The following is a 13,461-nucleotide window of genomic DNA, read 5'->3' as shown; positions in this document are numbered from 1 at the left end:
GGCCGCGCCGCGAACGGCAAGGCATAGCCATGATCGAACTCATCCTCAAACGCCTGCTGGCGGCGATTCCCGTCATGCTGATCGTCGCCACCGTAGTGTTCCTGCTGCTGCGCCTGGCGCCGGGCGACCCGGCGCGCGTCATCGCGGGCGACATGGCCAGCGAGGCGGACATCATGCAGATCCGCCAGGACATGGGCCTGGACCAATCGCTGGGCACGCAGTACGTGCGCTGGATGGCCGCGCTGGCGCAGGGCGACCTGGGCCACTCCATCCAGTCCCGGCAATCGGTGACCTCGCTGATCAAGGCGCGGCTGGGCCCGACGTTCTCGCTGGCCGCGTGGGCCATCCTGCTGACCATCGCCGCCGCAATTCCGCTGGGTGTGCTGGCCGCATGGCGCCACCGCGGCCTGGCGGATCGCGGCATCATGGCCGGCGCCGTGCTGGCCTTTTCCGTGCCCGCCTTCGTGGTGGCCTATCTGCTGATCCTGGTGTTCTCGGTGAAGCTGAACTGGCTGCCGGTGCAAGGCTATTCACCGCTGGCCGACGGCGTGGGCCGGTATGCGTCGCACCTGCTGCTGCCGACCATCACGCTGGCCATGGTGTTCGTTGCGCTTATCACACGCATCACGCGGGCCAGCCTGCTGGACGTCCTGGGCGAAGACTTCGTGCGCACTGCCCGCGCCAAGGGCGTGACCGAGCGCGTCGTGCTGTTTCGCCATGCGTTGCGCAACGCGGCCATTCCCATCGTGACCATCGTCGGCGTGGCGCTCACCACGCTGATCAGCGGCGTGGTGGTCACCGAGACCATCTTCAACATCGCCGGCGTCGGGCGCCTGATCGTGGACTCGGTGCTGGCCCGCGACTACCCCGTCGTGCAGGGCACGATCCTGTTCTTTTCCTTCATCTACGTCTTCGTCAATCTGCTGATTGACCTGGCCTATGTCGTCCTCGACCCGCGCATCCGCTATTGAGCCGCGTACGACCTGGAGCGCTACGATGTCTTCTTCCCCCGCCCTTCCCCTTTCCCCGGCGGCGCCGCGTTCGCGCTGGCGCCAGGCCTGCGCGGCCGTGCTGCAGGACCCGGTCATGCTCGGGTCCCTGCTGTTGCTGCTGTTGCTGGTGGCCGTCTCGGTGGGCGCGCCCTGGCTGGCGCAGCATGACCCTGCGGCGCTCACGCCGCGCGCCCGGCTGCAAGCCTCGTCCGAGACCTATTGGCTGGGCACCGATTCGCTGGGCCGCGACCTGCTGTCGCGGGTGCTGTATGGCGGCCGCCTGTCGATCGCACTGGCCGCGATGGTCAGCGCCATCGCCGTGGTGGCGGGCCTGGTCATCGGCCTGGCCGCCGGCTACGTGCGCCGGCTGGACGCGCCCATCATGCGGTTGATGGACGGCATCATGGCCATTCCCGGCCTGCTGCTGGCCGTGGCGATGGTGGCGCTGGGCGGCGCGAACATCGTGTCCATGGTCACGGCGATTGCCATCCCCGAAATACCGCGGATTGCGCGGCTGGTGCGCAGCGTGGTGCTGTCGGTGCGCGAAGAACCGTACGTCGAAGCGTCGGTCGGCGCCGGCACGCCGGCCCTGAAGGTGCTGTGGCGGCACATCATGCCCAGCACCATCAATCCGCTGGTGGTGCAGGCCACCTTCGTCTGCGCCGCCGCCATCCTGACCGAAGCCGTGCTGGGCTTTCTGGGCCTGGGCTTTCCACCCGAGATTCCCAGCCTGGGCAGCATCATCGCCGAAGGCCGGCCGTTCTTCCAGCGCGCTCCCTGGATCGTGCTGTATCCCGGCATATTCCTTGCGCTGCTGATCCTGGCCGTCAACATGTTCGGCGATGCGCTGCGCGACCGTCTCGACCCCCGTCTTTCACGCAAAACCAAAGGCTGACGCCATGCGCGACGCATCCCGTTCCCAGGCGGAGCCGGCCGGCTCCGCATCGCCCATCCTGGACATCCGCAATCTCCACGTCCGGCTGCCCGGCGGCGGCGACCGCCGCTATGCGGTGCAAGACCTGTCGCTGACCGTGCATGCCCGCGAGATCGTCTGCATCGTGGGCGAATCCGGGTCCGGCAAATCGGTGACGTCCAGCGCCATCATGGGCCTGTTGCCCAAGGGCGTTCTTGCCCTGGAAAGCGGGCAGATCCTGCTGGCCGGGCGCGACATCACCGAGGCCGGCCTGTCGACGCTGCAGAAGCTGCGCGGCGACCGCATGGCCATGATCTTCCAGGAGCCGATGACCGCGCTCAATCCGCTGATGCGCGTGGGCGACCAGATCGCCGAAGTGTTCGAGTTCCATGCCAAGGCGCTGGACCGCCAGGCGGTGGCCCAGCGCGTGCTGGCGCTCTTGACCGACGTGCGGCTGCCGTCGCCGGCAACGTTGCAGCATGCCTATCCGCACCAGCTTTCCGGCGGCCAGCGCCAACGCGTGATGATCGCCATGGCCCTGGCGATGGAGCCCGGCCTGATCATCGCCGATGAACCGACGACGGCGCTGGACGTGACCTCGCAGGCGCAGGTGCTGCGGCTGCTGAACGAGCTGCGGGGCCGCCACGACAATGGCGTGCTGTTCATCACGCACGATTTCGACGTGGTGGCCGAGATTGCGGACCGCGTGGTGGTGATGCAGTCGGGCCGCATCGTCGAACAGGGCGCCGCGGCCGATGTGCTCAATCATCCGCAGCACGCCTATACCCGGCGCCTGCTCGATGCACGTCCGCGCGGCGATTTTCGCGCAGCCGCCCTGCCGCCGTCGGCCCCGCCGATGCTGGAAGTGCGTGACCTGACGCTGCGCTTTCAGACCGCATCGATGTTCAAGTCCCGGCGCCGCAGCGTCGACGCCCTGGGCGGCGTGTCGCTGCAACTGGCGCGCGGCGAAACCCTGGGCATCGTCGGCGAGTCCGGTTCGGGCAAGACCACGCTGGGGCGTTGCCTGGCGCGCTTTGCCACACCGACGTCGGGCGAGATCCTGCTGGGCGGCCAGCCCGTGGTCAAGCTGCACGGCCGCGCCGCGCGCGGCTACTGCAAGCGCGTGCAGATGGTGTTTCAGGACCCCTTCCGTTCCTTCAACCCCCGCCGCACGGTGGGCCGGACGCTGGCCGAAGGCCCCTTGAATTTCGGCGCCGAGCCCAAGGCCGTGCATGCGCGCATGCTCGACATGCTGGACCTGGTGCGCATGGACCCGAGCGCCTTGCAGCGCTTTCCGCACGAGTTCTCGGGCGGCCAACGGCAGCGGCTGTCGATTGCGCGGGCGCTGATGATGGAGCCGGAAATCCTGATCGCCGACGAAGCCGTGTCGGCGCTGGACGTGTCGGTGCAGGCGCAGATTCTCGATCTGCTGGAATCGATTCGCGAGCGGCTGGGCGTCAGCATGATCTTCATCACGCACGACCTGCGCGTGGCGGCGCGGCTATGCCATCGCATCGCCGTCATGCAACGCGGCAAGGTGGTGGAGATCGGCCCGGCGCAGGATGTGTTCCTGCGCCCGTCCAGCGACTACACGCGCGAGCTGGTGGCGTCCATTCCGGGCCAGTCGGCAGCGGCGCCGGATGCGCTGAGCTTTGCGGCGGGCACGCCCTGATCGGCATCGATGGCGCGCAGCAGCCGGCCCAGGTGGCCGCTGCTGGCGAATCCCAATTCGGCGCTGACCCGCGCGGCGGGTTCGCCCAGCGCGATGCGCTGGCGCGCGACCTGCGCCACCAGCGTGCGGCGCACAGCCACCGGCGGCAGCCCGAACGCGTCCACGCAGGCGCGTTGCAAGGTCCGGATGGATACCCCCAATGCAATCGCGGATTCGGCAACGGAAGGCGGCGGCTGGCCGTCTTCCAGGCACTGGCGCAAGGAATCGACCCAGCGACGCGCCAGGTTCGGCGGCGGCGCGGCCAGCACCTGGCCCGGACGGCTGCTGTCCAGCTGGGCGATCAACGCGGTGATCAATGCCGGCTGCGCCTTGGCCGACAAGGCCGGCTTCCAGAGCGCGTCCAGCATGGCCTGCGCGGCGCCATCCAGTTGCAGCACCCCCATGGCGCGGCAGGCCCGCAGCAGGTCGGGCGACAGATAGAGCTCGCCATGCTGCTGCGCGATGCTCTGGGCGCGCGTGCTGTGCTCGACATGCGAGGGCAGCAGCAGCGCCTGCCCCCGCACCAGCCGGCCCCGGCGGCATTCGCCGTCGGTATCGCGCCAGGCGCTGTCGAGCGCGCCGGCGCGCGGCCACAGCAGCATGGCGCAATCGTGCTCGTGCCAATGGAAGGCATAGCGCGGCTGGCGGCTGGCGGCCAGGGCAAAACCGGTCTGGGCGATCAGGTCCAGTTTGGACGATAGCGGGACGAGGCGCGTCATGGCGGGGGTGCCCGGCAAGGCGGGCGGCGGTGAATGGACAGGTCGAATCAGTATCGACGCGCGCCAACGTTATTGCAAGACCGCGCGCCGCTGTCGCGTTTTGGACGTCATGCTGTCGCGCCACGGTTCGCTCGCTCCGCCGCCGGTCCCTACGATCACGGCATCACACCACAACAAGGGGAATGTCATGTCGCGCCTGTTTTCATCCATCCTGCTGCCCTGCCTGGCGCTCGCCCTGGCGCCTGCCGCCACCCTGGCCCAGGCCGCCTGGCCGGACAAGCCCGTCACCCTGATCGTGCCTTTCCCGGCCGGCGGCGGCACCGACCTGGTCGTGCGCACGCTGCAACCGGCGCTGACGCGCCACCTGGGCCAGACCCTGGTCATCCAGAATGCCGGCGGCGCCGGTGGCACGGTGGGGTCAGGCCAGGCCGCGCGGGCCAAGCCCGATGGCTACACCGCGCTGGCCGTCACCACCAGCACCATCGCGCTCAGCCCCAGCCTGTACAAGAACCTGCCCTACCGGCCGGCCCAGGACTTCGACTACATCGGCTTCATCGGCACGTCGCCCTATGTGCTGGCCGTGCATCCGTCCCTGAAGTCCGCCACGCTGCCTGCCCTGGTGCAGACCCTGAAGCAGCGCGGCCGCGGCACCTACGCCTCGGTCGGCGCCGGCACGCTGTCGCATCTGCTGGGCGCGATGTTCGCCAAGGACCAGCAGGTCGACCTGACCCACGTGCCCTATCGGGGTGCGGCGCCCGCCTATACGGACCTGGTCGGCGGCCAGGTGGACATCATGTTCGACAACCCCGTGGGCCTGGCGCCGTTCGTGCAAAGCGGCAAGGTCGCCGCCGTGGCCACCACCCAGCCCACGCCCATCCTGCCCGACGTGCCGACCTTTGCCGCGCAGGGCATGCCGGCCTACGCGCAATCGCTCTGGTACGGCCTGGCGTTTCCCAAAGGCACGCCGCCGGCCGTCGTCGAGCGCATGAACCAGGCCCTGAATGCCGCGCTGCGCGATCCCGCCGTCGCCGCCGACCTGGCGGCCAAGGGCGTCGACGTCAAGCCCGGCACGCCCCAGGCCCTGACCGGCGCCGTGACCCAAGACCTCGCCTTCTGGCGCGACCTCATCACCACTGTTGGAGTCCAGTTTGACTGACCTATCTTCCGCCCGCCCCCTGACGCCGCCGCCTGCCGGCGACGTGGCCCTGCTGCGCGTGTTCGTCGATCCCTCTGCCAGCCAGACCGGCGGCAACCCCGTGCCGCTGGTGCAGGATGCCCGCGGCATGAGCGCGGCCGACATGCAGGCGCTGGCCGCGCACCACGGCCACGAGTCGTCGTTCGTCTTTCCCGCCGACGGGCCTGGCGCGTTGTGCCGGCTGCGCTTCTTCGTGCCCGGCCACGAAATGGAAATGTGCGGCCACGCCACCGTGGGTACGCTGTGGGCGCTGCGCCAATGGGGCCTTTGGACCACCCCGGCCGCACAGGTCCAGACGCACAGCGGCATCGTCGATGTGCAATGGGACGACGCCCGCGGCTGGACCTGGATCTCGCAGCCGGCCGTCACCACGCGCGACCTGACGCCGGCCGAGACGCGCGCCATCGCCGAGGTGCTGCGCATCGACCCCGCCCTGCCCGGCCTGCACGCCATCAATGCCAGCACCAGCCGCGTGAAGACGCTGGTGCGTCTGCCGGACGCGGCCGCGCTGAACGCCCTGGCGCCCGACTTCAACGCCATGCGCGCGCTGTGCGAAGCGCTGGACTCCACGGGCCTGTACCCCTACGCCGTGGAAGGCGACGACGTCTACGCACGGCAGTTCCCCAAGTCTTCGGGCTACCCCGAAGACGCGGCCACCGGCATCGCGGCGGCCGCTTTGTGGGGCTACCTGGACCGCGTGGGCGCGGTGCCCAAAGGCCGCATCTGTACGGTGCGCCAGGGCGTGGCCATGGGGTCGCCGTCGGCCATTCAGCTGCGCGCCCGCACCGATGCGCCGGGCTGCTGGCTGAGCGGCGAAACGCAGTGGATGGACTGACGACGCGGCCGGCGCGGCGGCGTCACGCGCCGTCGAATTCGTCCACTCCGTTGCGCGGCCGCAGCGGGGGCAGGCCCACCGCGTAGCGCTGGCCCTGCAGCGCCAGCACGCCCTGGATCGTGCCCAGGTCATTGGCGGCCTGGGCGCGCACTTGCAGCGCGGTCTGCGCGTCCCGCTGGGCCTGGTTCTCGGCCACGGATTGCGCATTCAGCCGGTCCAGCTGCGCATGGAACGCCTGCGCGGCGTTGCGCACGCAGTGGGCCGTGTAGGACTCGCGCGTCGGCTTGACCGAGGCCGCGCGGTACGCCGCCCACACGTCATGCAAGCGCAAGGCCCCGATCGGATCGATCGCGCGGGTACTCATGCCGACACCTTTTGCCGCGACCGGATCCAGAACTGCTGCACGGCCGCGCCCACCAGGAACACCGCGAACCAGGCCCCCAGCGCGCCGCGCACCAGCGGCGACTGCGGTCCGTCGGCCAGCGGATGCGACACCGGCAGCCGCGTCAGCGTTTCCGCGATGCCCGGCACCCACATCAGGAAGAAACTGAACGAGAAGCCCAGCTGCGACAGATAGGGCTGTGCGCGCGACAGCCATCGCAAGCGCGAGACGAGCAAGGCGCCCGATACGGCAAGCAGCGCCAGGATGCCCAGCGCATGCCCGGCGTTGAAGCCGCCGGAACTGGACAGCCCGAACGAGGTGAGCACGGCCAGCAGCAGCCCGCCCAGGTAGATCTTGCCGGTGGGGGTCGCGGGAACGATGCCGCGATAGCGCACGAAGCTGTACAGGCCCACGGTGGCGGGCACCAGGCTGATGAGGGTATGCGCGGCCCCCAAGGTGGAAATGGGATGTGGCATGGGTAAGGCTCCTGTTGGCAACCAACTAGTTGATCGGTACTGCGAGTTAAAAAAACGCGCACGCCTCCGTGCACGCCCTGCTGCATTCAGCCTGCGGTGGCCAACTGGCCGATGGCCGCCCGCGTGATCGAGGCAAAGACCTCGGGATCGCCCAGCGCACGGGCGGTCAGCATCGCCCCGTGCACCGTCGACATGAACGTCTGCGCCTCGACCTGCACCGTGTCGCGCAGCCGGAACTGCCCCTGGGCCACGCCGCTGTCCAGCACGGCCGCGATCCAGCCCGTCAGTTCGCCGAAATAGGCCCGAACCTCTTGCGCGACCGCCTGCGGCACCGCGGGCAGTTCCGCCGCCAGCATCGCGCAGATGCACATGGGCATCGAGCCGTCACGCAGGCATTTGGCCCAGTAATCGACGTAAGCGGTCAAGCGCGCCTGCGGGTCCGGCACATGTTGGTTCAGCGCCGCCAAGCCCGTGCGGGCCTGGTCGCGATGCAGCGTCACCACGGTCAGCACCAGGTTTTCCTTGGCGGGGAAATGGTGGTGGATGCTGGGCTTGCCGATACCCACTTTCTCGGACACGTCGGCGTAGCTGAACCCGTGATAGCCGCCGGTGGCCAGCAGCAGCCGGGTCTGCTCGACGATTTCCAGGGCGCGGGGGGACAAATCCAGACTCATGCGGGGATTTCCAGGTTCACGATGCAGCCAATCTACTAGTTGGTCGGTTACGTGTCAAGCCTGCCCAACCGATCCGGAATCACGCCGCTCGAGCCGTTACATCTTTTCCTGAGACGATCCGCGCCAAGGTGCCACTAACGTCAGTCAGCCATCATTCAGGGACACAGCCCCATGCCTTGCCCGTCGCGTACACGCCGTTCTGCATCCTCCGTTCGCTACGCCGCGCATGCGACCTCCACCGCACAAAACGCCTCATTCGCGCCTGGCAGGCAAGCATTGGCGCCGCTGGCCCTGGGTTGGGCGCTGGCCGTCTGCGTACTGGCCGCAGTGCCCGCCGATGTCCAGGCGGCCGCGGGCTACGGCGGCGGTGGCCAAGCCGGCACCGGCTCGGGGTCCGGGGCGGGCGGCGGCCAAGGCGGCGGCCTCACCGGCGGCGACGGCGGCCACGGCGGCGGCAATATCCTGGGCCTCCCGGTGAATCAAGGCTACCAGGCAGGGGCTGGCGGCGGCGCGCCCGGCTTAGCGGCAGTCGCGGGCGGCCTGCCCGGCACCTCGGGCAATGACGGCTTGCCCGGCAAGGGCGGCCTGGGCGGCGCCGCTGGCGCTCCGTCTGCGGGAGGCCAATTGGGCGGCGGCGGAGGCGGCGGCGGCCTCACCATCGGGTCGGGCGGCGGCGGTGGCAGTGACGGCAGCAACAACACGCTCGCTACTGGCGGGAACGGGGGGGACTCCTCCCCGCCAACGTACCTTCTCGCGATCAGCAGCGGCGCAATCAACGGGGCGCGCGGAGTCGATGCTCTCAGGTTGGGCGGCGGCGGCGGCGGTGGCGCGGCGGTCGTGGGACTACCGGGTATTTCATTGACGACGAACGGTAGCGCCATCATCCAGGGCGGCCAAGGCAGTGGCAGTTTCTATGAATTCATGTTGGGCCAGACGTATTCCGCCGCAGGCGGCGGCGGCGGCGGCGCGGGCGTGGTAGCGGCCTCTGGCACGCTGCAGCTCTTGGGAGGGAGCATCTACGGCGGCGGCGGCGGCGAATCACGCATCGCAGGCGGGGCCGGCGGCGATGCAATCGTCCTGACCTCGGGCACGATCACGATAGGCCCATCGACCTTCGTTGCTGGCGGCCTGGGCGGCTCGGTGCAGTCCGCCAATACGACGGGAGTGCTGGCCGGCAACGGCGGCACCGGCATCTCGATCGGGTCCGGCACGGTCACCAATGAAGGCCTTATCGCTGGCGGCGGCGGCGGCGCAGCAGGACCGCTCGACAGGCCAGGCCTTGACGGGGCCGCGCTGCGGGCCGGCAGCAACACCACCGTGATCAACAAGGGCACGATGTCCAGCGGCACCGATGCCGTCATTTTCGAAGGCAACAACAACTCCTTGACGCTGTGGCGCGGTGCGACCACGACGGGCAACATCCGTTTCACCGGCACGGGCAACACGCTGGCGATCGGCAGCAATGCCGGCACCGGCACCGCACTGGCACGCGTCACGGGGTCAGTGGATTTCGGCACCGGCGGCACCTTCGTCGTGCGCATGGAAAATGGCCAGGCCGACTTGCTGGCCACGACCGGCAGCGCCAATGTGTCCGGGGCAACCGTGAAGGTCGTAGGCGGCTCGGGCAGCTATGGCACCGGCACGCTCTACCCCATCCTGCAGGCGAACGGCACGCTCAACGGCACGCGCTTTGCCAGTGTCACCACCAACCTGGCGTATCTGGACACGACGCTGGACTACTCGGCCAACGACCAGACGGTGAACCTGAAATTCGCGACCAAGCAGGTACCGCCCGTGACGCCGGACCCGGACCCCGGCACGCCGCCAGCCACCGGAGGCAATCCCGTGCCCCCGGTGATCGAGCCGCCGGCCACGCGCCCCATCCGCTTCGCCGATCTGGTCTTCAGCCGCAACGGCATCGCCACCGCCAACGCGGTGAACAGCCTGCCCGTCAGCCACGAGGTCTATCGCCACGCCCTGACCCTGCCCGAAGGCGCGCCGCCGTCGTACTTCGCCGCCTTGTCCGGCGAGACCCACGCCAGCGCCGCCAGCGCGTTGCAGGGCCTGGGCAGCCTGGTCCGCAACGTACCGCTGGCGCAGCTGCGCGCCAACCTGGGCGCGGGCTTGCGTCCGGGTGCGCCCACGGCCGCCGCCGGCATGAGCGACGCCGCCCCCGCCGCCGCCACCTTGCCCACGTCCCGCACGCAGCCGGCGTGGGTGCAAGTGGTGGGCAACTGGCAGCGCCTGGGCGCCACGGCCGATACGTCCGCCGTGCGCCTGCATACGGGCGGCGTTTTCGCGGGCGGAGACGGCGCCCTCGGCGGCGGCTGGCGCCTGGGCGGCGCGCTGGGCTATACCGACAGCAACCTGCGCACCGACGGCGTGGATGCCAAGACCGACATTTCCAGCTACAGCGCGATCGTCTACGGCGGCAAGGCCTTTGCGGCCGGCCCCGGCACGCTCAACCTGCTGCTGGGCGCGGCCTATACCTGGCACGACATCAGCACCCAACGCCGCATCGCCGCGGGCGGGCTGGACCAGACGCTGCGCGCCGACTACGGCGCCAGCACCACGCAGGTCTTCACGGAACTGGGCTGGGCGTTCAAAGCGAGCGATGCGCTCACCGTGGAACCTTATGCCGGCGCGGCCTGGGCCGGCCAGCGCAGCCGGGCGTTCCGCGAAAGCGGCGGCAGCGCGGCGCTGTCGGGCGAGAGCCAGACCACCCACACCACGACCACCACCCTGGGCCTGCGGGCCCGCCACGACCTGGCACTGGGTACAACGCAAGGCGCTCTCACGGGCGGCCTGGGCTGGCGCCATGCCTTCGGCGACGTCAAACCGGTATCGCGCATGGCGTTCGACGCGGGCGACGCGTTCACCGTCGCGGGTGCACCGATCGCGCGCAATGCCGCCTTGGTCGAAGTGGGCCTGGACGCCGCCGTCGGCCGCAACGCCACGGTGGGCCTTGCCTACGCCGGCCAGTTCGGCTCGGGCAACCAGGACCACGGCGCGACGCTGTCCTGGCGCTGGGCGTTCTAGCGCGCGGCCTGGCGCTGGTAGAACTTCAGCTTGTCGGTATCCAGCGTGACACCGAAGCCCGGCAGGTCGGGCACGACCAGCGCGTGGTCCTTGAATGCGATGACCGGCGAGGCGATGTCGTCGGTCAGCAGATGCGGGCCGAACAACTGCGCGCCCAGCGTCAGGTTGGGCATGGTCGAGAAGATCTGCGCATAGGCCGACGTGCCGATCTGCCCTTCGATCATCGTGCCGCCAAACAGACGGATGCCGGCGGCCTGGGCAATGTTGGCGACCTGCTTGGTGCGCAGCATGCCGCCATGCTTGGTGACCTTCACCGAAAAGGCGTCGGCGGCGTTGCGCTGCGCGATGCGCAGCGCGTCTTGCGCGGTCATGACGCCTTCGTCGGCCATGATGGGCACGGTGAAGCGTTCGGTCAGGCGGCGCATGCCTTCGACGTTGTGGCCGGGCAGCGGCTGCTCGATGATCTCGATGCCGCCGGCCTGCAGTTCGCCGATGCCCCAGGTGGCAGTGGCTTCATCCCAGCCCTGGTTGATGTCGACCCGCACCTGGGCGCGGTCGCCCAGCGCATCGCGGATGGCCAGCGCGCGGTCGACGTTTTCACGCGGGTCGCCCTTGCCGATCTTGACCAGGAACAGCTTGTAGTCGCCCAGCCGCGCCTCGGCTTCGGCAATGTCCTTGTCGATGACGCCATTGCCCAGCACCCACAAGAGCGGAATGCTGTCGTGCAGCTTGCCGCCGAACAGCTGGTAGGCCGGCACGTTCATGGCGCGGGCGATGGCGTCCACGCAGGCCATTTCGATGCCGCCCTTGGCGTAGGCGTTGTTCTTGATGATCTGGTCCATGAACTGGACCAGGCCTTCCAGCCGCCGGATGTCGTAGCCCACCAGGTAAGGCGCGATCACTTCGTCGATCATCGACTTGATCGCGCCCGGCGCTTCTTCGCCATAGTGCGGAATGATGGCGATCTCGCCCAGGCCTTCGACGCCGCATTCGGTGCGCACGCGCACGATGACCTGGCTGTGGCGGTCGATCACGGCCATGGCCAGCTTGTGTGGCCGGGCCACCGGCAGATCGACGATGGTGGTGTCGATGCTGTGAAGCTTCATTGCGCCCCCGGCAGGTGGCAGACGCCGTCCACATACGCCTTGCGCCAGCGGGTGATGCGCACTTCGGCAAACAGCTCGCCCTGGAAGAATGGATCGGCGTGGATGAACGCCTGCGCCTCGGCCAGGCTGTCGGCAGTGATGATGTACACGCCGCCGCCCGCGTCGCTGCCGTCATCGCGCAGCTTGGCACCGCAGGCCAGCAGCCGGTGGGCGTGGGCTTGCAGGAAATCCAGATGCTGCGGACGCAAGGCCTGGCGCACGGCCTGGTGGTCCGGCTTGTCGAACGTTTCGATGAAATAGGTCATGGTCTGTGTGCTCAGTTCTGGCTGCCTTCCAGGCCGGTCGCGCGCAGCAGCGTGCGATGGCTTTCGAGTTGGTCCTTGACCAGCGCGCCCAACGCTTGCGGCGTGGACGGGGTCAGCATGAAGTCCTGCACTTGCATGGCTTGCTTGACCGAAGGCTTGTCCATGGCGCGCTTGAAGGCCGCGTTCAACTGCTCGACCAGATCGGCCGGCATGCCCGCCGGGCCGAACAGCCCCAGCCAGGGCGCGATGGGAAAGCCGCCCAGGCCGGCTTCGGCCATGGTTGGCACGGTCGGTGCGTTGGGGCTGCGGGCGGGCAGCACGGTGGCCAGCGCCTTGAGCTTGCCGGCCTGCACCTGCGGCATGCCGGTGCCCGCCGTGGCGATGCCCGCATCCAGGTGGCCGCCCAGGATGTCATTGATCATCGGCGGCTCGCCCTTGTAGGGCACGCTCAGGATGTCGATCTTGCTGGCCTGCGCCACGTACGCAAACGACAGCAGGCCCGTGACGTTGCCCGACCCGTAGGTCAGCTTGCCGGGGTTCTTCTTGGCATGCTGCACGAATTCCTGCAGCGTGTTGCCCGGGACGTCGGCGCGGGTGTACAGAAAGAACGAATAGCGGCCGATGTCGGTGATGGGCGTGAAATCCTTCACCGGATCGTAGGGCGGCGTCTTGCGCATCACCGGCACGCCCGACATCGGGCTGTTGGTCGCGATAAGCAGGGTGTAGCCGTCGGGCTTGGCGCGCACCACTTCCTGGGCGGCGATGGCGCCGTCCGCGCCGGGCTTGTTCTGGATGATGACGGCCTGGCCCAGGTCTTCGCCCACTTCCTTGGCCAGCGTGCGGGCAATGATGTCGGTCGACGCGCCGGCCGGGAAATGCACGATCAGCGTGATCGGCTTGTCGGGAAAGGCCGCCTGGGCCGTGGATGCGCCAACCAGCGCCGCGCACGCAAGCAGTGCGCCGGGAATGAGCCGTTTCATGAATGTCTCCTGTTTTATCGCTATGGAGCGCATTCTAGTGAGCGGCCACCCATCCGTATAATGATTTGGAACGCCAGAATCGTTCGTTTTTATCGATGAATTCACATGCCGATGAAGCACGGCGGGCGAACGAA

At 68.9% G+C, this 13,461-nt stretch carries 13 protein-coding genes; 6 read left to right on the top strand and 7 right to left on the bottom strand.

The genetic code is table 11. From position 1 onward, the window contains the following. Positions 1–29: 29 nt before the first annotated feature. Genes HV798_RS03550 through HV798_RS03540 form a run of 3 tightly spaced genes read left to right on the top strand, consistent with a single transcriptional unit; the run spans position 30 to position 3,577 of the window. Positions 30–971 (top strand): ABC transporter permease, encoded by a 942-nt coding sequence (locus HV798_RS03550; RefSeq protein ID WP_025141251.1) that lies wholly within the window; start codon positions 30–32, stop codon positions 969–971. Positions 972–996: 25 nt separating this feature from the next. Next, positions 997–1,887, top strand: coding sequence for an ABC transporter permease (locus HV798_RS03545; protein ID WP_175191336.1), 891 nt, complete (start codon positions 997–999; stop codon positions 1,885–1,887). Positions 1,888–1,891: 4 nt separating this feature from the next. Then, on the top strand, positions 1,892–3,577 hold the full coding sequence (locus tag HV798_RS03540) for a dipeptide ABC transporter ATP-binding protein (protein ID WP_175191337.1): 1,686 nt from the start codon (positions 1,892–1,894) through the stop codon (positions 3,575–3,577). On the opposite strand, the gene HV798_RS03535 is transcribed toward HV798_RS03540, so the two are convergent. Beyond that, positions 3,493–4,335 (bottom strand): AraC family transcriptional regulator, encoded by an 843-nt coding sequence (locus HV798_RS03535; protein WP_175191338.1) that lies wholly within the window; start codon positions 4,333–4,335, stop codon positions 3,493–3,495. The two genes, HV798_RS03540 and HV798_RS03535, sit on opposite strands and share 85 nt — an antisense overlap. A gap of 187 nt (positions 4,336–4,522) precedes the next feature. On the opposite strand from HV798_RS03535, the gene HV798_RS03530 reads away from it, so the two are divergent. Further along, positions 4,523–5,491, top strand: coding sequence for a Bug family tripartite tricarboxylate transporter substrate binding protein (locus HV798_RS03530; RefSeq protein WP_175191339.1), 969 nt, complete (start codon positions 4,523–4,525; stop codon positions 5,489–5,491). Continuing rightward, positions 5,484–6,365 (top strand): PhzF family phenazine biosynthesis protein, encoded by an 882-nt coding sequence (locus tag HV798_RS03525; protein WP_175191340.1) that lies wholly within the window; start codon positions 5,484–5,486, stop codon positions 6,363–6,365. Before HV798_RS03530 ends, HV798_RS03525 begins: the two co-directional genes overlap by 8 nt. 22 nt (positions 6,366–6,387) lie before the next feature. On the opposite strand, the gene HV798_RS03520 is transcribed toward HV798_RS03525, so the two are convergent. The 3 genes from HV798_RS03520 to HV798_RS03510 all read right to left on the bottom strand — a co-directional run bounded on the left by HV798_RS03520 (position 6,388) and on the right by HV798_RS03510 (position 7,897). Next, complete coding sequence (locus tag HV798_RS03520) at positions 6,388–6,729, bottom strand: hypothetical protein (RefSeq protein ID WP_175191341.1); 342 nt, start codon at positions 6,727–6,729, stop codon at positions 6,388–6,390. Further along, a complete protein-coding gene (locus tag HV798_RS03515) occupies positions 6,726–7,223 on the bottom strand; it encodes a hypothetical protein (protein ID WP_175191342.1) in 498 nt (165 codons plus the stop codon). Before HV798_RS03515 ends, HV798_RS03520 begins: the two co-directional genes overlap by 4 nt. Before the next feature lie 86 nt (positions 7,224–7,309). Next, entirely contained in the window at positions 7,310–7,897 is a 588-nt protein-coding gene (locus tag HV798_RS03510) for a TetR/AcrR family transcriptional regulator (protein WP_175191343.1), read from the bottom strand. 276 nt (positions 7,898–8,173) lie between these two features. Between HV798_RS03510 and HV798_RS31830 the strand changes: the two genes are divergently transcribed. Further along, positions 8,174–10,936, top strand: coding sequence for an autotransporter family protein (locus HV798_RS31830; RefSeq protein WP_281360736.1), 2,763 nt, complete (start codon positions 8,174–8,176; stop codon positions 10,934–10,936). Here the strand turns inward: HV798_RS31830 and HV798_RS03500 are convergent. The 3 genes from HV798_RS03500 to HV798_RS03490 are packed head-to-tail and all read right to left on the bottom strand — an operon-like array spanning position 10,933 to position 13,327. Further along, the gene (locus HV798_RS03500) at positions 10,933–12,042 is read right to left on the bottom strand and encodes a muconate/chloromuconate family cycloisomerase (protein WP_175191344.1); all 1,110 of its coding nucleotides are present in this window, start codon (positions 12,040–12,042) and stop codon (positions 10,933–10,935) included. The two genes, HV798_RS31830 and HV798_RS03500, sit on opposite strands and share 4 nt — an antisense overlap. Further along, positions 12,039–12,347 (bottom strand): YciI family protein, encoded by a 309-nt coding sequence (locus HV798_RS03495; RefSeq protein ID WP_175191345.1) that lies wholly within the window; start codon positions 12,345–12,347, stop codon positions 12,039–12,041. The genes HV798_RS03500 and HV798_RS03495 overlap by 4 nt, the downstream gene beginning before the upstream one ends. Before the next feature lie 11 nt (positions 12,348–12,358). Then, positions 12,359–13,327, bottom strand: a complete 969-nt coding sequence (locus HV798_RS03490; protein ID WP_175191346.1) for a Bug family tripartite tricarboxylate transporter substrate binding protein — start codon at positions 13,325–13,327, stop codon at positions 12,359–12,361. Positions 13,328–13,461: the final 134 nt, after the last annotated feature.

The sequence above is a fragment of the Achromobacter deleyi genome (assembly GCF_902859705.1).
Taxonomy (GTDB): domain Bacteria; phylum Pseudomonadota; class Gammaproteobacteria; order Burkholderiales; family Burkholderiaceae_B; genus Achromobacter; species Achromobacter deleyi.
The sequence above is the reverse complement of the archived record's forward strand: the minus strand, read 5'-3'. Positions and strand labels throughout refer to the sequence as shown.

What these genes read in the sequence shown, in the direction of transcription:
- HV798_RS03540 (WP_175191337.1), top strand. Translation starts at nt 1,892, where the DNA reads ATGCGCGACGCATCCCGTTCCCAGGCGGAGCCGGCCGGCTCCGCATCG.
- HV798_RS03545 (WP_175191336.1), top strand. Translation starts at nt 997, where the DNA reads ATGTCTTCTTCCCCCGCCCTTCCCCTTTCCCCGGCGGCGCCGCGTTCG.
- HV798_RS03510 (WP_175191343.1), bottom strand. Translation starts at nt 7,897, where the DNA reads ATGAGTCTGGATTTGTCCCCCCGCGCCCTGGAAATCGTCGAGCAGACC.
- HV798_RS03530 (WP_175191339.1), top strand. Translation starts at nt 4,523, where the DNA reads ATGTCGCGCCTGTTTTCATCCATCCTGCTGCCCTGCCTGGCGCTCGCC.
- HV798_RS03490 (WP_175191346.1), bottom strand. Translation starts at nt 13,327, where the DNA reads ATGAAACGGCTCATTCCCGGCGCACTGCTTGCGTGCGCGGCGCTGGTT.
- HV798_RS03500 (WP_175191344.1), bottom strand. Translation starts at nt 12,042, where the DNA reads ATGAAGCTTCACAGCATCGACACCACCATCGTCGATCTGCCGGTGGCC.
- HV798_RS03520 (WP_175191341.1), bottom strand. Translation starts at nt 6,729, where the DNA reads ATGAGTACCCGCGCGATCGATCCGATCGGGGCCTTGCGCTTGCATGAC.
- HV798_RS03550 (WP_025141251.1), top strand. Translation starts at nt 30, where the DNA reads ATGATCGAACTCATCCTCAAACGCCTGCTGGCGGCGATTCCCGTCATG.
- HV798_RS03495 (WP_175191345.1), bottom strand. Translation starts at nt 12,347, where the DNA reads ATGACCTATTTCATCGAAACGTTCGACAAGCCGGACCACCAGGCCGTG.
- HV798_RS03535 (WP_175191338.1), bottom strand. Translation starts at nt 4,335, where the DNA reads ATGACGCGCCTCGTCCCGCTATCGTCCAAACTGGACCTGATCGCCCAG.
- HV798_RS03515 (WP_175191342.1), bottom strand. Translation starts at nt 7,223, where the DNA reads ATGCCACATCCCATTTCCACCTTGGGGGCCGCGCATACCCTCATCAGC.